General features: G+C 36.2%; 16 protein-coding genes. 10 read left to right on the top strand and 6 right to left on the bottom strand.

The features are described 5' to 3' along the window. Positions 1 to 101: 101 nt before the first annotated feature. Genes B3L86_RS10965 through B3L86_RS10955 form a run of 3 tightly spaced genes read right to left on the bottom strand, consistent with a single transcriptional unit; the run spans position 102 to position 1523 of the window. Complete coding sequence (locus B3L86_RS10965; RefSeq protein ID WP_291118944.1) at positions 102 to 713, bottom strand: FAD-dependent oxidoreductase; 612 nt, start codon at positions 711 to 713, stop codon at positions 102 to 104. Continuing rightward, positions 713 to 910, bottom strand: a complete 198-nt coding sequence (locus B3L86_RS10960; protein WP_291118941.1) for a hypothetical protein — start codon at positions 908 to 910, stop codon at positions 713 to 715. The genes B3L86_RS10965 and B3L86_RS10960 overlap by 1 nt, the downstream gene beginning before the upstream one ends. A gap of 37 nt (positions 911 to 947) precedes the next feature. Further along, complete coding sequence (locus B3L86_RS10955) at positions 948 to 1523, bottom strand: MarC family protein (protein ID WP_188363241.1); 576 nt, start codon at positions 1521 to 1523, stop codon at positions 948 to 950. 137 nt (positions 1524 to 1660) lie between these two features. Here B3L86_RS10955 and B3L86_RS10950 point away from each other — a divergent pair, with 137 nt between their 5' ends. From B3L86_RS10950 to B3L86_RS10925, 6 genes are all read left to right on the top strand, one after another. Beyond that, complete coding sequence (locus tag B3L86_RS10950) at positions 1661 to 2233, top strand: DUF3109 family protein (RefSeq protein ID WP_291118939.1); 573 nt, start codon at positions 1661 to 1663, stop codon at positions 2231 to 2233. Between the two features lie 257 nt (positions 2234 to 2490). Further along, the gene (locus B3L86_RS10945) at positions 2491 to 3468 is read left to right on the top strand and encodes a ribonucleotide-diphosphate reductase subunit beta (protein ID WP_291118936.1); all 978 of its coding nucleotides are present in this window, start codon (positions 2491 to 2493) and stop codon (positions 3466 to 3468) included. A gap of 128 nt (positions 3469 to 3596) precedes the next feature. Next, positions 3597 to 6029 carry a ribonucleoside-diphosphate reductase subunit alpha gene (locus B3L86_RS10940; protein ID WP_291118933.1) on the top strand — a complete coding sequence of 811 codons (2433 nt, stop codon included), beginning with the start codon at positions 3597 to 3599 and terminating at the stop codon, positions 6027 to 6029. A gap of 116 nt (positions 6030 to 6145) precedes the next feature. Beyond that, the gene (locus tag B3L86_RS10935; protein ID WP_291118930.1) at positions 6146 to 6370 is read left to right on the top strand and encodes a hypothetical protein; all 225 of its coding nucleotides are present in this window, start codon (positions 6146 to 6148) and stop codon (positions 6368 to 6370) included. 34 nt (positions 6371 to 6404) lie between these two features. Next, positions 6405 to 7748 carry a deoxyguanosinetriphosphate triphosphohydrolase gene (locus B3L86_RS10930; protein ID WP_291119054.1) on the top strand — a complete coding sequence of 448 codons (1344 nt, stop codon included), beginning with the start codon at positions 6405 to 6407 and terminating at the stop codon, positions 7746 to 7748. Positions 7749 to 7823: 75 nt separating this feature from the next. Further along, positions 7824 to 10445 carry a T9SS-dependent M36 family metallopeptidase gene (locus tag B3L86_RS10925; protein WP_291118927.1) on the top strand — a complete coding sequence of 874 codons (2622 nt, stop codon included), beginning with the start codon at positions 7824 to 7826 and terminating at the stop codon, positions 10443 to 10445. A gap of 43 nt (positions 10446 to 10488) precedes the next feature. On the opposite strand, the gene B3L86_RS10920 is transcribed toward B3L86_RS10925, so the two are convergent. Both B3L86_RS10920 and B3L86_RS10915 read right to left on the bottom strand, forming a co-directional pair. After that, positions 10489 to 11460 carry a DUF3078 domain-containing protein gene (locus tag B3L86_RS10920; RefSeq protein WP_291118924.1) on the bottom strand — a complete coding sequence of 324 codons (972 nt, stop codon included), beginning with the start codon at positions 11458 to 11460 and terminating at the stop codon, positions 10489 to 10491. Positions 11461 to 11490: 30 nt separating this feature from the next. Continuing rightward, positions 11491 to 13263: a 1-deoxy-D-xylulose-5-phosphate synthase gene (locus B3L86_RS10915; RefSeq protein WP_291118922.1), complete on the bottom strand. Its 1773-nt coding sequence runs from the start codon at positions 13261 to 13263 to the stop codon at positions 11491 to 11493. Positions 13264 to 13301: 38 nt separating this feature from the next. Between B3L86_RS10915 and B3L86_RS10910 the strand changes: the two genes are divergently transcribed. The 4 genes from B3L86_RS10910 to pbpC all read left to right on the top strand — a co-directional run bounded on the left by B3L86_RS10910 (position 13302) and on the right by pbpC (position 23854). After that, positions 13302 to 13745, top strand: coding sequence for a nucleoside deaminase (locus B3L86_RS10910; protein ID WP_291118920.1), 444 nt, complete (start codon positions 13302 to 13304; stop codon positions 13743 to 13745). A gap of 122 nt (positions 13746 to 13867) precedes the next feature. Further along, complete coding sequence (locus B3L86_RS10905) at positions 13868 to 19369, top strand: alpha-2-macroglobulin family protein (RefSeq protein WP_291118917.1); 5502 nt, start codon at positions 13868 to 13870, stop codon at positions 19367 to 19369. Positions 19370 to 19798: 429 nt separating this feature from the next. Beyond that, positions 19799 to 21367: a S41 family peptidase gene (locus B3L86_RS10900; protein ID WP_291118914.1), complete on the top strand. Its 1569-nt coding sequence runs from the start codon at positions 19799 to 19801 to the stop codon at positions 21365 to 21367. Positions 21368 to 21460: 93 nt separating this feature from the next. Then, complete coding sequence (pbpC, locus tag B3L86_RS10895) at positions 21461 to 23854, top strand: penicillin-binding protein 1C (RefSeq protein WP_291118911.1); 2394 nt, start codon at positions 21461 to 21463, stop codon at positions 23852 to 23854. A 44-nt stretch (positions 23855 to 23898) separates the two neighbouring features. Here pbpC and B3L86_RS10890 read toward each other — a convergent pair. Beyond that, positions 23899 to 24650: ribonuclease E/G (locus tag B3L86_RS10890; RefSeq protein ID WP_291118908.1), on the bottom strand; the 752-nt coding region annotated here is incomplete at its 5' end.

Here is a 24650-nt window from a genome sequence, read left to right as displayed (position 1 = left end):
GGATGTTGGCATTTTGATGTTATAAAACATTTTTACTTGAAACGAAATGATGATTTTTCAGTCAGACTTAAAACAGACAACCGAACACTGACAAACCGCAACTACTCTCTCACACTATCATGCACATGAACATGCACGCCACCGTTCCACAACGTTAAAATGTCTGTTGCAACTGCAGCTCCGCTTCCGGCAGCAATGGAAAGTTGACTTCGCCATCCGGCTAAAACGCCGCATACATAAATGCCGTCCTTCACCAAATGATCGTGATTCTTTAATTGAATACGATTTTTTTCAGCAATCGTTTTTTGATGGGGTATAACGAACGCTTCCAAACCTTCAATTGTAAAAGGATTTCCGGCTCCAATGCCAATAACTACAAGCTTGGTTTGATAAACAGATTTGTTGGTAATCACAGAGAAATTGCCGTTTTCTCCCTCAATTTTCAACACTTTTTCATTCGGAATCTGAACAACATGGGGATAAAGCGATTGTAGTTGTTCTAAAGTTTCAACCAATAAATCAGCTCCTAATTTTTCGGCAGAAATACCATAGGCATTGTTGAATAAAGCATCTTGTAAAGAAGATGATTTTTGGTGGGTAATTATGCCAATTTTTTTTGAAGCGGCAAAGGGTTTTTTGAAAGCAGAACCCAAAACTAAACCACACGAAACCGACGAAACACCGCCACCAATCAATAAAACATCAAATTGCATTAGTCCTTGAGTTTGTCTTCAATAGATTTTGACATTCTGAAAATCAATAATATTAAAATTGCACAAAACGAAGCTACAATTCCTATCATAGCAATCACACTGTCGTTGCTTAAAATATTATCAAAATTAAGTTGCGTTACATTAAAAACAATTAATGCAAATGCAAGAATAAAAAGTATATAGTGTAAAATTTTCATCAGAAATAATTCTCGAACAAAGGTATTAAATGAAATACTATACAAAAAGCCCTTTAACATTAGCTGCAAATAATTTAACAGCAATGGCTAACAAAACAACCCCAAACACTTTTCGAATGACGCTCAACCCATTTTTGGTGAGTAATCGCTCTATTCGTGAAGATGATTTTAAAACACCATAAACCAATATAATGTTTAGCACTATCGCAATTATAATGTTCACGGTTTGAAATTCAGCCCGAATAGATAAAATGGTTGTCATGGTTCCCGCTCCGGCAATTAACGGAAAAGCTATCGGGACAATAGAAGCAGAGGTTGATTCTTCATCACGATAAAGTCGGATGCCCAGAATCATTTCTAAGGCTAAAAAAAACAAAACAAACGAACCTGCAACAGCAAACGAGTTGATATCAATGCCAATTAAACTTAAAATAGTTTCTCCAACAAACAAAAAAGCTATCATTATCACAGCAGCCACAATCGATGCTTTACCCGATTGAATATGACCTACTTTGTTGCGTAAATCAATAATAATCGGAATACTACCAACAATATCGATTACAGCAAAAAGCACCATTGTAGCCGTAAAAATCTCTCTTAAATCCAATTCCATGATCTTCGTTTTGTGTGCAAAATTACCCATTTTTATTGCTTATTCTGCATAAAAAACGAGAAATAATTATGAAATAACTACCCCATCTATCAAACAAACCTTTGTACCTTTGTACTCATATTTTTATTCAAAATTTTATGTTTCAATTAGGTAAAACCATCGTTTCTGAAGAAATTCTGGAAAAAGAATTCGTATGTAATCTATCAGCTTGTCAAGGTGCTTGTTGTGTGGATGGAGATGCCGGAGCACCTTTATCTAAAGAAGAAACAGCAATTTTAGATGAAATCTATCCCAAAGTAAAACCTTTTCTTCGTAAAGAAGGAATTGAAGCAATTGAAAAGCAAGGCACTTGGATTAAAAGCGAAGACGGCGAGTTTGAAACACCTCTAATTAATGAGCAAGATTGTGCCTATGTGATTTTTGACGGAAAAACCGCTTTGTGTGGTATCGAACAAGCCTACAACCAAGGAATCATTTCTTGGAAAAAACCGGTTTCTTGTCATTTGTATCCCATTCGAGTTAAAGATTTCTCTGATTTTTCAGCAGTAAATTATCATAAATGGGATATCTGTAGTCCGGCTTGTTCTTTAGGAAAAGAATTGGAAGTGCCGGTCTATAAATTTGTCAAAGAAGCTTTGGTAAGAAAATTTGGCGAAGCGTGGTATTTGGAACTGGAAAAAGTGGGAAAAGAATACCAAAAAGAGAAGTAGTTTTTATAAAAAGTTATCTTCCTAATTATTCCTTAAAAATTTACTTTTTCCCTCGCGACCTCCAATAAAGTAGTTTTTAATGCGTTAAATAACAACAAGTTATGTTTGTTTTTTCAAAGTAAGAATAACATTACTCGTTGTTAAAAACTAAGCCCGATTGTGAATAAGTTTGACTTTCATTTCCCGTTTTGAATTGCAATCTTTGTAACACATAAATTTTAATATAAATCATTGTACGTAATAAAAAATAGAAAAAGATGGTAGCAGTAGAACCAATTTTGCAAGAAAATAAAGACAGATTCGTAATCTTCCCTATCAAACACCACGATATATGGGAATGGTACAAAAAAATGGAGGCGAGTTTCTGGACCGCAGAAGAAATTGATTTGCACCAAGATTTATCCGATTGGAATACGAAATTGAATGCCGATGAAAAGTTTTTTATCAAACACATTTTAGCATTTTTCGCCGCTTCTGATGGAATTGTAAACGAGAATTTAGCAGAAAATTTCGTTAATGAAGTGCAGTATCCCGAAGCCAAATTTTTCTATGGTTTTCAAATCATGATGGAAAACATCCACAGCGAAACCTATTCGCTGTTGATTGATACCTATGTAAAAGACGAAAAAGAAAAAGACCAATTATTCCATGCCTTAGATGTATTTCCGGCTATTCAAAAGAAAGCCAATTGGGCGTTAAAATGGATTAGTTCTGATTCATTTGCCGAACGTTTAATTGCGTTTGCAGCTGTGGAAGGCATTTTCTTTTCAGGGGCATTCTGTTCCATTTTCTGGTTGAAAAAACGTGGTTTAATGCCGGGATTGACTTTTTCAAACGAATTAATTTCACGCGATGAAGGTGTACATTGTGATTTTGCGGTGCATTTACACAACCACCATTTGGTAAACAAAGTTTCAAAAGAAAGAATCAAAGAAATTATTACAGATGCGTTAACCATTGAAAGAGAATTCATCACCGAATCACTTCCTGTGAGTTTAATTGGTATGAATGCCACATTAATGACCCAATACCTAGAATTTGTTGCTGACAGATTACTAGTAGAATTAGGATGTGAAAGAGTGTATAATTCTTCCAATCCATTTGATTTCATGGATATGATTTCGCTACAAGGAAAAACCAATTTCTTTGAAAAAAGAGTAGCAGAATACCAAAAAGCGGGTGTGATGAGCACCGACTCAGATTCGCAAAAAATTAGTTTCGACGCCGACTTTTAATCCGGAACCCTTCGAGGGTTCCAAACCCTCGAAGGGTTCCTAGCTTCCGGGATTAGTTTCCCAAAAATCAACTAACAAATAACCCAAAACAGCAAAAGGGATTTTCTGTTTTAAAAACACGTAAAAGTATGTATGTAGTAAAAAGAGACGGCCACAAAGAGCCGGTAATGTTTGACAAAATCACAGATAGAATTAAAAAACTATGCTATGGTTTAAATGATTTGGTCGATTCTGTAAAGGTGGCCATGCGAGTGATTGAAGGATTGTATGACGGTGTGACTACATCAGAATTAGATAATTTAGCAGCAGAAACTGCCGCTTCGATGACGATTGCTCATCCGGATTATGCACAATTAGCAGCACGTATTGCTGTTTCTAACTTACACAAGAACACCAAAAAATCGTTTTCAGAAACAATGTCCGATATGTACCACTACGTGAACCCACGTACAGGGCAAAAGTCGCCGTTACTTTCTGATGAGGTGTATGAAGCCATCATGGCCAACGCAGAAACATTGGATTCCATGATTATTTATAACAGAGATTTTAATTATGATTATTTCGGTTTTAAAACATTAGAACGTTCGTATTTGCTAAAAATAAACGGAAAAATTGTTGAAAGACCACAACATATGTTGATGCGTGTTTCGGTGGGTATTCATTTAAATGACATCGAAGCAGTGAAAGAAACCTACGAATTGATGTCGAAAAAATTCTTCACGCACGCTACACCAACCTTATTTAATGCCGGAACTCCAAAACCGCAAATGTCGTCTTGTTTCTTGTTAACGATGAAAGATGACAGCATCGACGGAATTTATGATACCTTGAAACAAACCGCTAAAATTTCGCAATCTGCGGGCGGAATCGGGTTGTCTATTCACAACGTTCGTGCAACCGGGTCCTACATTCGTGGCACAAACGGGACTTCAAACGGAATCGTGCCGATGTTGCGTGTTTTCAATGACACCGCTCGTTACGTTGACCAAGGTGGTGGAAAAAGAAAAGGAAGTTTTGCCATTTATTTAGAAACATGGCATGCTGATATTTTCGAATTTTTAGATTTGAAAAAGAATACCGGAAAAGAAGAAATGCGTGCCAGAGATTTATTCTTTGCCATGTGGACGTCCGATTTATTCATGAAACGCGTGCAAGACGATGCATCGTGGACCTTAATGTGTCCAAACGAATGTCCTGGTTTATGTGATGTTTATGGTGACGAGTTTGAAGCTTTGTATCACAAATATGAAGCCGCCGGAAAAGGCAGAAAAACCGTTCGTGCTCGTGAACTTTGGGAGAAAATCCTAGAATCGCAAATTGAAACAGGAACACCTTATATGTTGTATAAAGATGCAGCCAACCGTAAATCAAACCAGAAAAATTTAGGAACCATTCGTTCGTCAAATTTATGTACTGAGATTTTGGAATACACTGCTCCTGATGAAGTAGCGGTGTGTAATTTAGCTTCTATTTCGCTACCCATGTTCATCGAAAATGGTCAGTTTGATCACCAACGATTATATGAAGTAACTAAAAGAGTAACCCGAAACTTAAACCGAGTTATCGATAGAAATTATTACCCGGTTCCGGAAGCTGAAAACTCTAACATGCGTCACCGTCCAATTGGATTGGGAGTGCAAGGTTTGGCAGATGCGTTTATTTTATTGCGTTTACCGTTCACAAGTGACGAAGCTAAACAAATGAATCAAGATATTTTTGAAACCCTTTATTTTGCAGCCGTAACCGCTTCTATGGAAATGGCAAAAGAAGAAGGACCGTATTCCACGTTTAAAGGTTCACCAATTTCTGAAGGTGAATTCCAATACAACCTTTGGGGATTAAAAGACAGCGATTTATCCGGAAGATGGGATTGGGAAAGCTTGCGTAAAGAAGTTGTAGAACACGGTGTGAGAAACTCATTGTTAGTAGCTCCAATGCCAACCGCTTCTACCTCACAAATCTTAGGAAACAACGAAGCTTTCGAGCCTTACACCTCTAATATTTATACTAGAAGAGTACTTTCAGGAGAGTTCATTGTTGTAAACAAACATTTATTAGAAGACTTAGTAAAGCTTGGTTTGTGGAATGATACCTTGAAACAGGAAATCATGCGTAACAATGGCTCTGTGCAAAACATTGAGGCCATCCCGCAAGATATCAAAGAATTATACAAAACCGTTTGGGAAATGAGCATGAAAGACATCATCGATATGTCACGTCAACGAGGTTATTTCATTGACCAATCACAGTCCTTGAACTTGTTTATGGAAGGAGCAACCTATGCGAAACTAACGTCGATGCATTTCTACGCTTGGCAATCAGGTTTAAAAACCGGAATGTATTACTTGCGTACAAAATCTGCCGTAGATGCCATCAAGTTTACATTAAATAACGACAAAAAAGCAGAACCGCAAGAAGTAAAACCACAACCGGTTATTCAAAAATTAGAATCCATTGCGGTGCTAAACGAACCCGTTGAAATGACTCCGGAAGAATACCGAGCCATGATTGAAATGGCCAAAAATGCAGGTCCGGAAGATTGTGAAATGTGTGGGTCGTAGTTATAAATAAAATTAAGAACAAACAGTACAAAAAAGCAGCTGTTCACTTGGGGTGAATGGCTGTTTTACTAATTATCAATATCAATTCGTACATTTGAAAATCAAATTCAAAAACTATGTCAAAAGATAAAAAAGGCGTTTACACCGGAGTCATTGAAAAAGATGAAAACGGGAACTATTTCTGTGGAGAATACTTGTTAGATTATAAATATACCCAAGCCGGCTTTAAAATAGGAGATAAAATCAACATCAAAACGGTTATTGAAAACCCGAGCGATATCAGTTATAATAAATATCCTAAAAAGTCAAGAAACTTCTTCTTGGCTAATGAAAAGAAATAATACAAATAAAAACGCTTAAACCAGCAGTTTCATGATGAAATGGGAACAACTTTTATCCTTAAAACGTCAAGGCGATAAAGGAAAACGACTTAGAGTAGAACAAGACGACACCCGCCTGGGTTTTGAAGTAGATTATGATAGAATCATCTTCTCCGCTGCTTTTAGAAGTTTACAAGATAAAACACAAGTAATTCCCCTCTCTAAAACCGATTTTGTACACACAAGATTGACACACAGTTTGGAAGTTTCTGTAGTGGGGCGTTCCATCGGTAGGCTAGTAGGAAAAAAAATCATTGAAAAATACCCCCATTTAAAAGAAGTGCACGGTTTTCAAATGAATGATTTTGGAGCTATTGTTGCAGCTGCTTGTTTAGCTCACGATATCGGAAATCCGCCATTTGGTCATTCAGGCGAAAAAGCCATAGGCGAGTATTTTAAAAACGGAAAAGGACAAAAATTCAAGTCACAACTTACAGCAAAACAATGGCAAGATTTGATTGACTTCGAAGGGAATGCCAATGGATTTTCCGTACTAACGGGTTCAAGACCCGGCAACGAAGGCGGTTTGCGAATTTCTTATGCTACCTTGGGAGCTTTTATGAAATATCCCAAAGAAAGCCTACCCAAAAAACCAACAAAAAATATTGCTGATAAAAAATATGGCTTTTTTCAACAAGACAAAGATTTTTTTACAGAAGTGGCCTCTGAATTGGGATTAATCTCAAACAAATCAGGTGATGATATTGGCTTTGAACGACATCCTTTGGCATACTTAGTGGAAGCAGCTGATGATATTTGCTATACCATTATCGATTTTGAAGACGGTATCAATTTAGGTTTAGTAGATGAAGATTATGCGTTAGAATTTTTGGTGAAACTGGTAAAAAATACCATCGATACCGCTAAATACAACTCACTAAAAACCAAAGAAGACAGAATTAGCTATCTGAGAGCATTAGCTATTGGAAGTTTGATAAATGATGCGGTAGCCGTTTTTGTGGCCAACGAAGAAGCAATCTTGAATGGTCAATTTCCCTTTGCTTTGTCAGACAAAAGTAGCTACAAAGCACAAATGGATGATATCATTCAGTTGAGTGTAAAAAAAATCTACAAAAGTCGCGAAGTGATTGAAAAAGAAATTACAGGCTATACTATTTTAAATAACCTACTGGATAATTTCATTACTGCTTATAACAACAAACATGAAGGCGTAGAAACCAATTATGATAAATTGTTGTTAGAACTATTACCTGAAAAATATCGTATAGATAAAGAGACAGTATATGAACGGTTGTTACACATCTGCCATTTTATTTCCCTCTTAACCGATGGGAATGCGGTTTTATACAACAAAATTATATCGTCAAACAACAGTTAAAATTGTCTGGCTTTTAAACAATTGACGAATAATTACAAATTAAAATCTATTTTTGGTTCAAAATAATAAGTAAGAATGAAAAAAAGCATCTTTATCATTGTATCATTTTTTTCCCTTTTGAGTTATTCGCAAGAAGAGTTACAAAGGCTGCAAACATACATGGATGCAAACCTTGCTAGTCTTGGAATTACTGCTCAAGATGGTTCGGATTGGATTGTTGAAAGTGAGACCTATTCAAAAACAACTAAAATTCGCAACTATTATTTGAAACAACGCCATCAAGGCATTGAACTTTTTCACGGGCAATCAAATTTTTCAATTAAAAATGGAGAAGTTTTTCATGTAGGCAATCGTTTTGAAGCCAATATTTCACAACGAATCAATGCTACAACTCCTGTTTATGATGCTATTCAGGCCCTGGAATTAGCTTATGCACATTTTTCCATAGAAGCAGTAGAATCTTTTTATATTGAAGAAACAATTCGACAAAATTATTATAAAATCAACAATGCTATAGAATTAGATGAGTCAGTTTTATGTAAATTAGTATATCAATTAACAGATGACAATTCGCTGCGTTTGGCTTGGGACTTCACTTTTTATACTCCAAATTACAAAAACCTATGGAGCATTCGAATTGATGCAATCAATGGAAATGTTTTGGAAAAATTTGATTTAACTCTAAATTGTAATTTTGGAGAAGCATCAAATCACTCTAATCATAACCACTTTAATGGATTTACAAAGCCAATCGGTCTTACCACTGAATCAACTTCAACGCCACTTGAGGTCATGTCAGGCTCATATAGAGTTTATCCTTACTATATAGAAAGCCCAAATCATGGCTCAAGAGAACTTATTTCTTCTCCATTTAATGTTACAGCATCTCCATTTGGATGGCATGACACCAACGGAATTCCCGGAGCTGAGTTTACAATAACAAGAGGAAATAATGTTTGGGCAAAAGAAGATATTGCCGGGAATAACGGAACAGGTGGATTAGCACCAAATGGAGGAGCAACATTAGTCTTTGACTACCCTTATGGGGGCAATAATACACAACCAAGCACATACACTAATGCAGCAACAACAAATTTGTTTTACATGTCAAACATTATGCATGATGTTTGGTATAACTATGGATTTGATGAACAAAGTGGTAATTTTCAACAAAATAATTATGGAAATGGAGCGTCACAAAATGATTATGTGTTAGCAGATGCTCAAGACGGTTCAGGAATTAATAATGCTAATTTTTCTACACCGGTAGATGGTATTAGAGGAAGAATGCAAATGTATTTGTGGGATGTAGGACCACCAACACTGGCTTTAACAGTAAATTCACCAACTGCAATTGCAGGGGCTTATGCCACAAGAGATAATAATTTTAATCCGGGAAATATACCACTACCAACGGCACCAAATGGTATTACTTCAAATTTGGTTTTATATGTTGATGGAACTCCAGATACTTCTGACGCTTGTTCAGTAGCTATAAATGCTCAGGCAATTGCGGGTAAAATTTGTGTAATCAGAAGAGGTACTTGTTTATTTGTTGAAAAGGTGAAAAATGCTCAAAATGCAGGAGCCATTGCAGTTATAATTGTTAACAATGTAGAGGGCAACATTGTGATGGGCGGTGCAGACGCCACAATAACAATCCCTGCCATTAGTGTAACTCAGGCTGTTGGTGAGTCAATTATTGCTCAAATGGCACAAGGAACCGTTAATGCTACACTTCAAAACCCATTAGATGCTTTTATTAATTCTGATGGTTCGTTTGATAACGGAATTATTGCCCACGAATACGGTCATGGAATTTCCATTCGCTTGGCTGGTGGAAGAAATAATTCATCGTGTTTGAATAATGCAGAACAAATGGGAGAAGGTTGGTCAGATTGGTTTGCTCTGATGATGCAATTAAAACTAGGTGATGTTGGAACAGCAGTTAGAGGGATTGGAACATATGCTGTAAATCAACCCACAAACGGAACCGGAATTAGATCATTTCCTTATTCAATTAATATGGCCGTAAATCCACTTACTTTTGGAAACACCAACACACTTTCGATACCTCACGGAGTAGGCTCAGTTTGGGCAACAATGTTGTGGGATTTGACATGGGCTTATATTGCAAAATACGGTTATGATTCAAATATATATTCCGGAACAGGTGGAAACAATAAAGTAATGCAATTGGTCATTGATGGTTTAAAAATACAACCTTGTAATCCTTCATTTGTTGATGCAAGAAATGCACTTATAGCGGCAGATCAAGCAACTACAGGTGGTGAAGATTTCTGTATGATTTGGGGTGTTTTTGCCAATCGAGGTTTGGGTATAAATGCTTCTTCTGGTTTAGCAAGTAGTGCTTCCGACCAAGTAGAAGATTTTACACCACCGCCACCAGGGCCAAATTGCACAACTTTAGCCGTTGCATCTGTTGAAAACAAAATGAATATTCATTTATTTCCTAATCCAACAACAGGAATTGTAACACTTAGTAATTCAGATTTTACCTTTTCTAAACTTTCAATACAAGTTTTTGATTTGAATGGGAGAAGGGTCTACAATGAATCCATCTCTAATTTTTCAGGAGAAAAATCTATAAATCTTTCTCATTTATTAACGGGTGTTTATTTGATAAAGGTCAATTCTGATCAAGTGCAACAAAGTTTCAAATTGATGAAAAACTAAATAAAAAAACCCCGAAATAACATAACTTATTTCGGGGTTTTTTCTAAAACAAATAGGTAATTCCTATACCTAACATTTGTTTCAATTGCACTTTTGGACCTACGGTAATTTGTTCGCCATTAACTTCTTCTTTAGCTTTTATGTCATCGTCATAAATGGTGTGAATGCCAATGTTGGCTCTTACATATTTGTTAACTATCATTTCTACTTGAACTTGCCAATCAACATCAATATTACCAAAATTGTTGATATAATCAGAATATAAAGAAAACCGATTCTCAAGTACCATGTTTTTATAAATCTCTTTTTTCCAATAATTGGTGAGAAGCATACCAAACTCATTGCGTACTTTTTTCCCTCTTCGAAGCAAATTTCCTTCTTCGTCAAAAATTGCTCTCTGAACCCCAAAAGAGCCTTTGTCAGCTAAAGTTTGATCTAAAACCAAAGTGGTCTTGTTGGTTAATGGTGAAAAATATACGTTTAGATTTAAATCTTTTCTGTTGTATTCAGACCCCACACCAAGAAAAATATAGGCGGGTGCAAATGGCTTTGAAATGGGAATTTCAATATTTGGATAGGCATATCCATTTGTAAATTGGGTGTTAAAATTAAATCTAGCTGAGGAATACCAATTTGATTTTGGATGTTTTCTATAACCAAAATTAGAACTTACCGAAAAAGCATCTTCTGTTTTTCGTAATTCCCTATCTTCTTGTTTGTTTATACCATAACGGAGAATCATTTCATTGTTCCAAATCACATTTTTTCTTTGGTATTTTCTGGTGAAATTTCCCTTCAATAATCCCGAAACAGAACTGTTACCTCCCGCATTCCAGTTAACAAATGCAATTTGACTAAAATCCAATCCGGCCACATTTTTATGTTCCCAATACGTGGTGTCTTTTTTTACAACCAAACTGTCTTTATCTTTTAAAGAAATCAATATTTCCTGAGCAGATGAAACTGAACAAACCAATACAAATAATAGAATTCTTAATTTTGAATATAAACTCATTAAAGGAAATTTTTAAAAATGCAAAAATGACTATTTTGTATAAGCTGACAAAGAACTTAACAAACTTTTACTATCCATTGAACAAATAGTTTGTAATTCATCAATAGTGCCGTGTTCAATAAATTCATCCGGAATTCCTAAAACGTTAATTTGCCTTTGATAATTGTTTGAAGCAGCAAATTCAAGAATTGCACTGCCAAAACCTCCAGATTTTACACCATCTTCAAGTGTTATGATGTTTTTGTATTCTGCAAAAATGAAATGTAAAAGTGTTTCATCCAACGGTTTCACAAAAGAAAAATCATAATGCGAAAAAAGTTCCGATTTTTCAATTTCAGCTAAAGCCAATGTAACATTTCGACCAATAAAACCATTGGATAAAATCGCTGTCTTCGATCCTTTTTTCAATAACGTTGCTTTTCCAATTTCAATTTTTTGAAACGGTTGTTGCCAATCCACCATTTCGCCTCTTCCTCTCGGATAACGAATTGCAATTGGATGATTTATTCCTAATTGTGCGGTGTAAAGCATGTTTCGCAATTCAATTTCGTTCCTTGGTGAAAAAATAATCATATTCGGAATGCATCGCAAATACGCCAAATCAAAAACTCCGTGATGCGTGGCACCGTCTTCACCAACTAAACCGGCTCTGTCTAAACAAAAAATCACAGGAAGATTTTGCAACGCCACATCATGAATCACTTGGTCATACGCTCGTTGCAAAAAAGTAGAATAAATGTTGCAAAAAACAACCATGCCTTGTGTTGCCATTCCCGCTGATAACGTTACGGCATGTTGTTCTGCAATTCCCACATCAAATGCTCTGTCCGGAAAAGCATCCATCATAAATTTAAGCGAACTTCCCGTTGGCATTGCAGGAGTAATACCAATAATTTTTTCGTTTTGTTGAGCCAATTCCACTAACGTCAAACCAAAAACATCTTGAAATTTAGGTGGTAAATGACCTTCTTCTTTTAAATGAATCTCACCAGTAATTTTATCAAATTTCCCTGGAGCATGGTATTTTACTTGGTCTTCTTCCGCTTTTTGAAGTCCTTTTCCTTTGGTAGTAATAACATGTAAAAATTTTGGACCTTTAACTTTTTTCAACCGTTCCAATTCCTGAATAACTGCAAAAAGATCATGACCATCAATCGGACCCGAATAATCAAAATTCAACGATTTAATCATGTTATTCACTTTCGGATTTTTGCCTTCTTTCACGGCAGTGAGATAATTTTTCAAAGCCCCGACACTTGGGTCAATGCCAATCGCATTATCATTTAAAATCACCAATAAATTTGCATCGGTTACTCCGGCATGATTCAATCCTTCAAACGCCATTCCGCTCGCAATCGAAGCATCGCCAATCACCGCAATGTGATGTTTGCTTTCTCCTTTCAGTTGAGAAGCAATCGCCATTCCCAACGCCGCAGAAATCGAAGTAGAAGAATGTCCAACACCAAACGTATCAAACTCGCTTTCGCTCCTTTTCGGAAAACCGGAAATACCATTTAATTGCCGATTGGTATGAAAAATGGATTTCCGACCTGTCAAAATTTTATGACCGTAGGCTTGATGACCTACATCCCAAACCAACAAATCTTCCGGCGTGTTGAAAACATAATGCAAGGCAATTGTTAACTCCACCACACCCAAACTGGCTCCCAAATGGCCTTCTTTAACCGAAACAATATCGATAATAAAGTCGCGTAATTCCTGAGCCAATTGCGGAAGTTGATTTGCGTTTAGTTTGCGTAAATCAACGGGATAAGAAATATGTGAAAGTAAATTTTCAACCATGAGACAAATGTACGAATTGAAATTGTATTTTTGTTTCTATGGAAAATCCGTTTACCCACGAGTATTTTATGAAAAAAGCCTTGCAAGAAGCCGAAATTGCTTTTGAAAAAGGCGAAGTTCCTGTTGGAGCCATCATTGTGGTGGAAAATAAAGTCATCGCCAGAACACATAATTTAACCGAATTACTCAACGATGTTACGGCTCACGCCGAAATGCAAGCCATAACCTCTGCTGCTAATTTTTTAGGTGGGAAATATTTAAAAGATTGCACGTTATATGTAACCCTTGAGCCGTGTCAAATGTGTGCCGGTGCTTTGTATTGGAGTCAGATTTCAAAAATTGTTTTTGGAGCTCGTGATGAAAACAGAGGTTTTATGAAAATGGGAACTAAATTACACCCAAAAACAGAAGTAATTCAAGGAATTTTAGAACAACAATGCAGCGAATTAATGCTGCGGTTTTTTGCCTCGAAACGGAAATGAATTAACCTATAATTTCTTCTTAAATTATTCTTACATTTAACACAATATTTGGAATACTTTTTGTGTTATTGCAAAGAGATAAACCACACTTTTTCGTTCCACTTTTTAAATCTTAATGAACAATGTCAATCAAACGTTTGATGCAACTCCTTGTTGCGGTTGTTGTGCTACACTCTTGTGGCAAAAAAGAATCTACAGAAGATTTTAATTCTGATTTTTCATTGTTCAAAGAATACATACAATCCTTTAGTTCGGGACTCATATCCAGCAAAAGTGATATTCGTGTAGTTTTTACTTTTGATAAAAACGAATGGACGGCCAATCAGGAAGTGGATCAAAGTCTTTTTGAAATTTCTCCTTCTGTCAAAGGGAAAGTAGTGGCTCTTTCAAGCAATACGCTTGCTTTTGTTCCGGAACAAAGCTTAAAACAAGATACAGAATACCGTATAAAGCTGAAACTTTCCAAAATTATTAAAACTTCTGAAAATCTTTCTGAGTTTAAATTTTCAGTAAAAACGTTGAAACAGGATTTTTCAATTTCAACATTAGATTTACAATCGTATAGCAAAGAGTGGCAATTTTTGAACGGAGTGATTCAAACCAGTGATCATTTGGATTTTGAAACAGCCAAAAAGTTGGTTGAAGTGAATCAAAAGGGAAAAAAACTAAAACTAAGATTTGACAAAGAGATGAGCTCTTCAACAGAGTTTAAATTTGTTATAGACAGCATCAAACGCGAAATTGAAGACAGTACAATTAAAATTTCATGGAACGGAAATCCTTATGATATTGACGAAAAAGGAAGTATGGATTTTGATATCCCCGGCAAAAATAATTTTAAAATAATTGGAGCAGAAGTAGCCGATGAAAACAATCAAACGTTGCACATCAATTTTTCTGATCCTATCAAAAAAGGACAAGATTTGTCGGGATTGGTAACTGTTGAAACCGCCAGTAATCCCAAGTTTGCCATTCAAGGGAATGTGCTGAAAGTGTTTTTTACAGAATCATTAAAAGGTGATTTGCTTTTGGAGGTCTTTCAAGGCATTCAAAGTGAAGACGGCTATAAGATGAAAAATAATTATGCAGAAAAAGTTTCTTTTAACCAACTCAAACCGGGTATTCGGTTTATAAAGAACGGAACCATTTTACCAAGTTCCAACAATCTAAAAATAAATTTTGAAGCAGCCAACCTGAAAGCTGTTGACGTAAAAGTATATAAAATTTACAAGAACAATATACTGCAGTTTTTACAGGATAATAATTTAAACGGAAAACGGGATTTAAGAAAAGTTGCCGCTCCGGTAGCCAAACAAACCATTAATTTGGAAGAAAAAAAATTATCCAATTACAGCAAATGGAACGTTTTTGCTTTGGATTTGGCTAAAATTATTAACCCGGAACCCGGGGCAATTTATCGTGTTGAACTATCGTTCAAAAAAACCTATTCACTCTACAAATGTGAGCAGTCTTCAACGCAATCCGATGAATCGGATAATGATGATGAAGATGAGGTTCGTTCTGTTGATGAAGATTATTACGATTATTATTGGTATGATGATTATGAATGGCAAGACCGACAAGATGCGTGTTCAGACTCTTATTACAGACGCGGTCCCATCGGAATGAATGTTTTGGCAAGTGATTTAGGAGTTATTGCCAAAAGAGGTGAGAACGGTTCTTATTTTGTGGCAGTGAATAATATTGTGACCACGAGTCCGGTTTCAGGAGCAACAGTAGATTTTTATGATTATCAACAACAAAAATTGGCTTCTGTAAAAACAGGAAGTGAAGGAGCGGCTTCAGTTAACATTGATAAATATGCCTATTTTGCAATTGTATCAAAAGACAATCAAGCCACCTATGTCAAATTAGACGATGGCTATTCGTTGTCTGTCAGCAACTTTGATGTCTCCGGAGAAAAATTACAAAAAGGCTTGAAAGGATATATTTATGGGGAACGTGGCGTTTGGCGTCCTGGAGATACTTTGTTCATCGGATTCATGCTAAATGATGTGGCAAATAAATTGGAAAAATCACATCCTATAAAATTTAAATTGAATGATCCGGAAGGTAAATTAATGTTTCAATCGGTTCAAAAATACAATGATGCCAATCATTATAAATTTGTGGTTGCCACCCGAGACAGTCATCCAACCGGAAATTGGGAAGCAATTATCAGTGTTGGAGGTGCTCAATTTTATAAAAGTATCAAAATTGAAACCATCAAACCGAACCGATTAAAAATCAAAAACAAATTTGATTCAGAAATGCTTTCGTCTTCAAAATCTAATTTGGGGAATGCAGAAGTAACTTGGCTTCATGGAGCTGTTGCAAAAGACTTGAAAATGGAAATTCAAGCAAAGTTTACGCAACAAAAAACCACTTTCAAAGGTTATTCAAACTATACTTTTGATGATCCGGTTAGAACATTTGAAACAGAAGAAACCAATATATTTTCAGGGAAAACAGATGCAGAAGGGAAAGCTACGTTTAAATTGCAACCGAAAGTTTCCAGTCAAGCACCCGGAATGTTGAAAGCTTCTTTTATGACTAAAGTCTATGAAAACGGAGGTGATTTCAGCACCGATGTAATGACGGCCAATTTCTCGCCTTATGAAACCTATATCGGATTAAAAACCCCCGAAGTTAATAAATACGGCTTGTTGGAAACCGGAAAAACCAATCGTTTTGATGTGGTTACAGTAGATGAAAACGGAAAGCCAAAAGCCGTTAAAAACCTTGAAGTAAAAGTTTATAAAGTGGAATGGCGTTGGTGGTGGGATGCTAGTTATGATAATTTATCCAGCTATACATCTTCAAAAGCTACCACACCTTTTAAAAATCTGATTGTAAATACGGATTCCAACGGAAAAGCCAGTTTTCAATTCAAAAATGAAGAATCGGAATGGGGACGTTATTTGGTTCGAATTTCAGATCCAAACGGCGGTCATGCAACCGGTCAGACGGTCATGATTGATTGGCCTTATTGGTCAGGAAAAACCAGAAATTCAGATGCTTCAAATGCTAATATGCTCGTTTTTTCTGCCAACAAAAAGAAGTATGCAGTTGGAGAAAAAGCAATCATTTCTTTCCCTTCAAGTGCCGGAAGCAGGGCTTTGATTTCTATTGAAAACGGGACCCGTGTGGTGCAAACTTTATGGGCTTCTACACAAAAAGGGGAAACAAAAGTGGACATTCCCATAACAGCTGAAATGGCTCCGAATGTTTACATTCATGTAACGCTATTGCAGCCACATGCCACAACGTTAAATGATTCGCCGATTCGTTTGTATGGAATCATCCCGATTGAAGTTTTGGATAAAAATACGATACTTGAACCACAACTTTCTATGCCTGAAGTATTGAAACCGGAAGAGAAAGTCAAAATCCGCGTAAGCGAAAAATCTGGAAAAGCGATGACATACACCTTGGCAATTGTGGATGATGGTTTGCTGGATTTAACCCGATTTAAAACACCAAATGCATGGAATAGTTTTTACACTCGAGAAGCATTAGGGGTTAAAACTTGGGATATTTATGACGAAGTAATTGGAGCTTACGGAGGAAAAATCAATCAGATATTCAGCATTGGAGGTGACGAAGATTTGGGTGGAGCAAAAGCTAAAAAAGCCAATAGATTCAAGCCGGTTGTGATATATTTAGGGCCTTTCAAATTAGAAAAAGGACAAACGAAAACACATCAAATCACCATGCCAAATTATATTGGTTCAGTCAGAACAATGGTGGTAGCCGGAGATTTGAATACTAGTGCTTATGGAAGTGCAGAAAAAACAACTCCGGTTAGAAAACCGTTGATGGTATTGGCTTCATTGCCAAGAAAAGTATCGCCAACTGAAAAAGTGACGTTGCCAATTACTGTTTTCGCAATGGAAAATCAGGTGAAAAATGTAAACGTTCAAGTTAGAACCAACAACGGGATGAAAGTTTTGGGTTCAACAACCCAAAGTTTATCTTTCGCTCAACCGGATGAAAAAATGGTGTATTTTGATTTGGAAGTTGGGGAGTTAACCGGATTGGCAAAAGTGCAAGTCATCGCCACATCCGGCAATGAAAAAGCAACGTATGAAGTTGAATTGGATATCACGAATCCAAACCCAATTACAAATGAGTTTACCGATGTAATTTTAGAACCCAATAGTTCCAAAACAATTGATGTGGCTACGTTTGGTGTCGCCGGAAGCAACAAAGCACAATTGGAGGTTTCGTCTTTCCCGACGATTGACTTTAGCAGAAGATTACAGTATTTAATTCAATATCCACACGGTTGCTTGGAGCAAACGACTTCAAGTGTTTTCCCGCAATTATATTTGGCTGATATTTTCGATATTGATCAAAATCGTAAAAACGAAATTCAGAAAAACATCAAAATTGGAATCCAAAAACTAGGCGGTTTCCAAATTGCTAATGGTGGATTTTCCTATTGGAGTGGGCAAAATTATGCCGATGATTGGAGTTCTTCCTACGTGGGTCATTTCCTCATTGAAGCGGAGAAAAAAGGCTATGTGTTGCCACTTAATTTTAAATCAAAATGGATCGCCTATCAGCAAAAAGCATCCAAAGAATGGCGATTGAACAAAGGTTATCACAACGATTTTGCTCAAGCTTATCGATTGTATACTTTAGCTTTGGCCGGTTCGCCAGACATGGCTTCAATGAACCGTTTGCGAGAAACCACCGGAATATCCAACGAAAGCAAATTGCGTTTGGCTGCTGCCTATGCGTTGGCCGGACAAAAACAAGCCGCTCAAAGTTTGTTTAACCAAAGCAAAATTGATGAAACCAATCAGAATTATTACTATTATTATGGTTCTTCTGACCGAAATAAAGCGATGGCATTGGAAACGCTGATTTTAATTGGTGACAAACAAAGAGCTTTCAAAATGGCGACTGATTTAGCCAAAAATATGGCTTCTGACCAATGGATGAGTACACAAACCACGGCGTATGGTTTGTATGCCATGTCAAAATTCGCTCAACAAAACGGCGGAAAAGGTGTTGAAGTAACTTATTCGTTAAACGGAAAATCGCAAACTATCACGACCGCAAAATCATTGGCAAACAGAAATTTAGACATCAAAAACGGAAGCAATTCCATTACCATCAAAAACACTAAATCCAATACCTTGTATGTGCGAGTGCTCACGAGCGGAATTTTGCCAATAGGTCAAGAAAAAGCGATGCAAAGCAAATTATACACCAATCTCGTCTTTAAAAACCGAAGCGGAGCACAAGTCAACGTGTCAAAAATCGCTCAAGGAACTGAGTTTATTGCCGAAATTACCATCCGAAACCAAACCAATGAACGCTTGGAAAATCTGGCATTAACCCAAATTATCCCATCCGGATTTGAAATTGTGAACACGCGTTTTACCGATTTTGGCAGTTTTGGCAACAACGTAGCCGACCACATCGACATTCGCGATGACCGCACCAATTTCTATTTTGGCCTCAAAGCCAACGAGTCCAGAACGTTCCGAGTGCTGTTAAACGCGTCCTATTTGGGCAACTATTATCTCCCCGGTATGCAAGCCGAAGCGATGTACGACAACACGTATGCAGCACGAACATTCGGTCAATGGGTGGAAGTGGTGAAGGAGTAACACCTCGTTGTGTCATTCCGATTTTCCTCCTCGTTGTGTCATTCCGACGCAGGAGGAATCTCATCAAGATTGGATTGCTGCATTTTCAATATTATCTGAACATCTGCCAACTAAAAACTGAGACTGAAAACTGCCAACTTTATATGAAGCCAATCCTGCTTTTCGCTGCAATCAGGGCTATAGGTTTTTGTCAAATAATGGTTTCAAAAGAAAGATTTAACAGAAAAGTAGGATATTTAGAATCCAAGAAATCCTATTTTTATTTATTAATAAAGCTATGAGGTTCTTTATTATCATTTAATTCGCATATTTATTTTTATGAAAAAACATTTTCTATTTCTAATTATTTTTACAAGTTCTATTCTTTACTCACAAACGAAAATAACAGATATACAAAAATTTAAACAAATAGGATTAGTTTGGGGATTAATGAAATATCATCATCCAGACGTTAGCAAGGGGAAATACGATTGGGATGGTTTTTTTTTAGAGATTATGGAAAGTTCCGAAAAAGTTGAATCACAGGAAAAAATAAATGCTTTTTTATTGGACTTCGTTAGAAAGTACAATTCTAAAAATACAAGTTTTAAAGAAAGAAAAATTGATAATTCAAAGCTTTTTTTTAAAAACCAAGATTACGATTGGATTGACAAAACGGTATTTGGCGTTGAATTAACAAATGAGCTAAATAAATTAAAAAACAATGGGAATATAGGTAATTTTTATGCAAAGGTAAGTAAGCTCACTAGAATGGTTTCCTTTGAAAATGAGAAAGGAATTAAAGATTTCGATTTAAACAACAAACACCACCGATTGTTGACTGTATTTAGTTTTTGGAATGCGATGCAATATTGGAACCTAAATAAATATTTGACCGATGAAAAGTGGTTCGATGTTTTGGATGGTGCTATTAATGATTTTTCAAATGCAAACTCAAAAGTAACGTTTGAGATTGCAAAATTGAAGATTGTTGCAAAATTAAATGATTCTCATTCCATGGGTTTCTCTAGTGAAGTTAGGGATTCATTGTTCAAATTTTATGCAAGTTTTAATGTGAAGATAGTGAATGATTCTGCTGTTGTAAATCGTTTTGCAAACAATAAACTAGCCGCAGAAAACGGTATTGAACTTGGAGATGTTATTGTGAAAATCAAAAATCAAAAAATTTCAACCTATATCACTTCTACTTTTGCAAGTTTGATCTCAGCTTCAAATTCAAATGCTCTTAATGTAGGGTTGTCGTACAGTTTAATACTATGTAATAATGTAGATTCCATTAATGTTGACATTATAAAAAAGAATGGCGAAGTGGTCAATAAGTATATTAAGTTATATGAAAAGTTTGACTTCGATGCCAAGACAGATGATTCGGATAATAAGGACAACTATTATTTTGTTAAACCAAATATAGGGTATATAAATTTAGGGAAAATGACAAAAAAGGATGTAGAAAATGCTTTTAAACAGTTCTCCTCTACAAAAGGATTGATTATAGATTTGAGAAAATATCCAAAAAACGTTACTGCATCTGATATTACTAAACATCTATTGTCAAAAAGAAAAGAGTTTATAAAGGTTAGTTTACCTATAAATGCTTATCCATCTGTTTGTGAATATGATGCCGAAGCTCCATTACGATTCATAAGCGACCCTTTTAAGACGGCTGCTAGTTCTAAGAAGTATTATAAAGGTAAAGTAATTTTATTGGTCGATAGAAATACGGCAAGTAGAGGTGAATATGTTGGTATGGCAATACAGCAATCACCCAATTGCATTACTATTGGAGAACAAACCAGTGGTGCTCCAACCAATATAACCCTCTTTGTTTTGCCCGATGGTTCTGAAGAAGCATTTACAGGATACGGTGGTTTTTATCCCACTGGCGAAAGTGTTCAGCGAAATGGACTCAAATTAGATTATAGAATAATAGAAAACGCTATTAATTATGATTCAAATTTGTACATAAATGAAGCTGTTAAAATAATTGAACTTGATTAGTAAAATAGCATATGTACAAAGTTTTCAATAAGTATATTTTAGAACACTAGCTCTCCGAAGTCCCTGACTTCGGAGCTTATAGTTTTGACAAATATGAACAACAAAATTAGTTTTATCTCCGTGCTCAAACCCTTCCTCCATAAAGCCAAAACCAAAATCCTCCAACACAAAATCAAATCCATTTTGATTTTGCTCTTGTTGGTGGGCTATTATTTTTGCTTACCACGAACACTTTTTAACGAACCCTATTCCACCGTAATTGAAAGTAAAGAAGGTAATTTATTAGGAGCCAAAATCGCTCGTGATGGGCAATGGCGATTTCCGGCAGCGGATAGTGTGCCGGAGAAATTTCAACAATGCATTATTACTTTTGAAGACCAGCATTTTAACTATCATCCCGGTTTTAACCCGATTTCGATGTGGAATGCCTTTCGGCAAAATAGCAAAGCTAATCGCGTTGTTCGTGGCGGAAGTACATTGACCCAACAAGTCATTCGCCTTTCCCGAAAAGGAAAAAACAGAACCTATTTTGAAAAAAGCATTGAAATGGTTTTGGCTACGCGTTTGGAATTTCGTCATTCAAAAAAAAGCATACTAAAATTATATGCCGCTCATGCTCCGTTTGGCAGCAACGTGGTGGGATTAGAAATGGCTTCGTGGCGGTATTTTGGCGTGCAATCGCATCAGTTATCGTGGGCGGAAACGGCGACCTTAGCGGTTTTACCGAATGCTCCAAGCCTAATTTATCCCGGAAAAAATCAAGATAGATTATTGCAAAAAAGAAATCGGTTGTTGCTTAAACTTTTTGAAAACAGAGTAATTGACCAAATGACGTATGAGTTGGCTTTACAAGAATTGTTGCCACAAAAACCTTTTGATTTACCGCAAACTGCCCCTCATTTATTGCAACGCATCGCAAAAAGAAATGAAGGAAAACGCATTCAAACCACAATAGAGGTCGCAATTCAAGAGCGTGTAAATCAAATAGCACGGAATTATTACAACCAATACAATCAAAACGAAGTTTATAATTTGGCAATCTTGATTGTGGATGTTGAAACAAGAAATATTGTGGGTTATGTTGGAAACAGTCCTACGGATAAAGAACATCAAAAAGATGTAGATATCATCACAGCAGCCAGAAGTACGGGAAGTATTTTAAAACCCTTGCTTTATGCCGCCATGTTAGACGAAGGCGAATTGTTGCCAAACATGTTGATTCCCGATATTCCAACACAAATTTCGGGGTATAATCCGCAAAATTTTAATTTTAGTTATGACGGAGCTGTTCCGGCTCAACGGGCTTTGTCTCGCTCGCTGAATATTCCGGCTGTTTTGATGTTGCAGGATTATGGTGTAAATCGGTTTTATGAACAACTTCAAAAATACAGTTTACGAAACATCAATAGACCTCCCAATCATTATGGTTTGTCTTTAATTTTAGGAGGTGCAGAAAGTAATTTGTGGGATTTATGCAGAACCTATGCAGGATTGACAGGCACATTGAATCAGTATACTGATAATCAAAGTTCGTATCGCAAAAATGAATTTTCTAATTTGAATTATTTCCAAAACAAAACCATTGATTTTGGAAACACATCCTTTCAGAAAAATATTGTGGGAGCCGGAGCTGTTTATTTGACTTATCAAGCCATGAAAGAGGTCAATCGTCCGGAAGGTGATGAGGCTTGGCGGTTTTATGATTCGTCGTTGCCCATTGCATGGAAAACAGGTACGAGTTTTGGCAATCGCGATGCATGGGCAATTGGCACGAGTTCGAAATATGTGGTGGGTGTATGGGTTGGAAATGCAACAGGAGAAGGAAGACCTTCCTTAACCGGCGTGAGTAGTGCTGCTCCAATTTTATTTGATGTATTTAGAATAATGCCAAAAACACCTTGGTTTGAAAAACCTTTAAATGCTATTGAGCAAGTGGCCGTTTGTGAAAAAAGTGGTCATTTGGCTTCTGAATTATGTACAACAGTAAAACAATGGATTCCACTTTCAGGGAAGCAAACCAAAATATGTCCGTATCACAAATCCATTCATTTGGATGCAACAGAAACCTATCGTGTTCATGCGAATTGTGAAGCCATAGAAAACATGGTTGCCAAATCTTGGTTTGTATTGCCACCTGTTATGGAATGGTATTATAAATCAAAAAATATTGATTACTCCGTTTTGCCACCTTTTAGAGAGGATTGTAGTGCTGTAACTTCCGGGTCAATGGATTTTATTTATCCAAAATCCAATAGTAAAATTTATTTGACTAAAAATTTTAACAGCGAACTGCAACCTGTGATTTTAAAAGTAGCTCATTCGCAACCCAAAATCAAATTGTATTGGTATGTGGATAATCAGTATTTGGGAATGACACAAACCTTTCATGAAATGCCCATAAAAACTACTTCAGGCGTTCGTTTTATAACGGTTACAGATGAAAATGGGGTTGAAATTAAACGAAAAGTGGAGTTTGTGGTGGAATAACTTCAAAAAAAAACGCTCATCTTTTTCAAGACAAGCGTTCATTTTTATTCTTTTATTACATTACCATCTTTATCATAAAATTGGTATTGTAAAAACGTGTAAGCATCACGAGGTATGATTTTCACCCATTTCTTATGTTCAAAAAACCATTTTGAACGTAATGATGGAAAACCTTTGGTTAGGTATGCTGCCACAAAAGGATGTGCGTTTAACACAATTTTTTTATGGGCTTTTAATCGTTCAACTTCCAAAGAAATCTTATCAATAACTTGAATAGGAGCATCTATTTCTCCAAATCCGTTGTTCGGGTCTTCTTCTCTGGTTTTAATGTTGACTTCAGGTCTTACTCGTTGTCTGGTAATTTGAATTAATCCAAATTTACTAGGCGGTAAGATTTTGTGTTTGGCTTTGTCATCGCTCATTTCTTCTCTTAAGAAGTCAAATAGAATTCTTCGATTTTCAGGATTTTGCATATCGATAAAATCAACAACAATAATACCTCCCATATCTCTCAAACGCAACTGTCTTGCTACTTCTGCGGCGGCAATCATGTTTACTTCAAGAGCAGTGTCTTCTTGATTTTGGGCTTTGTTTGATCTGTTTCCACTGTTTACATCAATAACATGAAGTGCTTCAGTATGTTCAATTATCAAATAAGCACCTTTGCTCATTGACACGGTTCTTCCAAAAGACGTTTTGATTTGTCTTTCGATATGGTACTTTTCAAAAATCGGGATTTCTTTTGATTGATATAGTTTCACGATGGAAACTTTATCAGGAGCAATTTCTTCCAATG

This window comes from Flavobacterium sp. UBA6135, assembly GCF_002428305.1.
In the GTDB taxonomy this organism is placed as follows: domain Bacteria; phylum Bacteroidota; class Bacteroidia; order Flavobacteriales; family Flavobacteriaceae; genus Flavobacterium.
This window is presented reverse-complemented; position numbering and strand designations above follow the sequence as displayed.

Bases quoted from the DNA above. Each gene is read 5' to 3' on its own strand.
- B3L86_RS10965 (WP_291118944.1), bottom strand. From the start codon at position 713: ATGCAATTTGATGTTTTATTGATTGGTGGCGGTGTTTCGTCGGTTTCG.
- B3L86_RS10960 (WP_291118941.1), bottom strand. From the start codon at position 910: ATGAAAATTTTACACTATATACTTTTTATTCTTGCATTTGCATTAATT.
- B3L86_RS10955 (WP_188363241.1), bottom strand. From the start codon at position 1,523: ATGGAATTGGATTTAAGAGAGATTTTTACGGCTACAATGGTGCTTTTT.
- B3L86_RS10950 (WP_291118939.1), top strand. From the start codon at position 1,661: ATGTTTCAATTAGGTAAAACCATCGTTTCTGAAGAAATTCTGGAAAAA.
- B3L86_RS10945 (WP_291118936.1), top strand. From the start codon at position 2,491: ATGGTAGCAGTAGAACCAATTTTGCAAGAAAATAAAGACAGATTCGTA.
- B3L86_RS10940 (WP_291118933.1), top strand. From the start codon at position 3,597: ATGTATGTAGTAAAAAGAGACGGCCACAAAGAGCCGGTAATGTTTGAC.
- B3L86_RS10935 (WP_291118930.1), top strand. From the start codon at position 6,146: ATGTCAAAAGATAAAAAAGGCGTTTACACCGGAGTCATTGAAAAAGAT.
- B3L86_RS10930 (WP_291119054.1), top strand. From the start codon at position 6,405: ATGAAATGGGAACAACTTTTATCCTTAAAACGTCAAGGCGATAAAGGA.
- B3L86_RS10925 (WP_291118927.1), top strand. From the start codon at position 7,824: ATGAAAAAAAGCATCTTTATCATTGTATCATTTTTTTCCCTTTTGAGT.
- B3L86_RS10920 (WP_291118924.1), bottom strand. From the start codon at position 11,460: ATGAGTTTATATTCAAAATTAAGAATTCTATTATTTGTATTGGTTTGT.
- B3L86_RS10915 (WP_291118922.1), bottom strand. From the start codon at position 13,263: ATGGTTGAAAATTTACTTTCACATATTTCTTATCCCGTTGATTTACGC.
- B3L86_RS10910 (WP_291118920.1), top strand. From the start codon at position 13,302: ATGGAAAATCCGTTTACCCACGAGTATTTTATGAAAAAAGCCTTGCAA.
- B3L86_RS10905 (WP_291118917.1), top strand. From the start codon at position 13,868: ATGTCAATCAAACGTTTGATGCAACTCCTTGTTGCGGTTGTTGTGCTA.
- B3L86_RS10900 (WP_291118914.1), top strand. From the start codon at position 19,799: ATGAAATATCATCATCCAGACGTTAGCAAGGGGAAATACGATTGGGAT.
- pbpC (WP_291118911.1), top strand. From the start codon at position 21,461: ATGAACAACAAAATTAGTTTTATCTCCGTGCTCAAACCCTTCCTCCAT.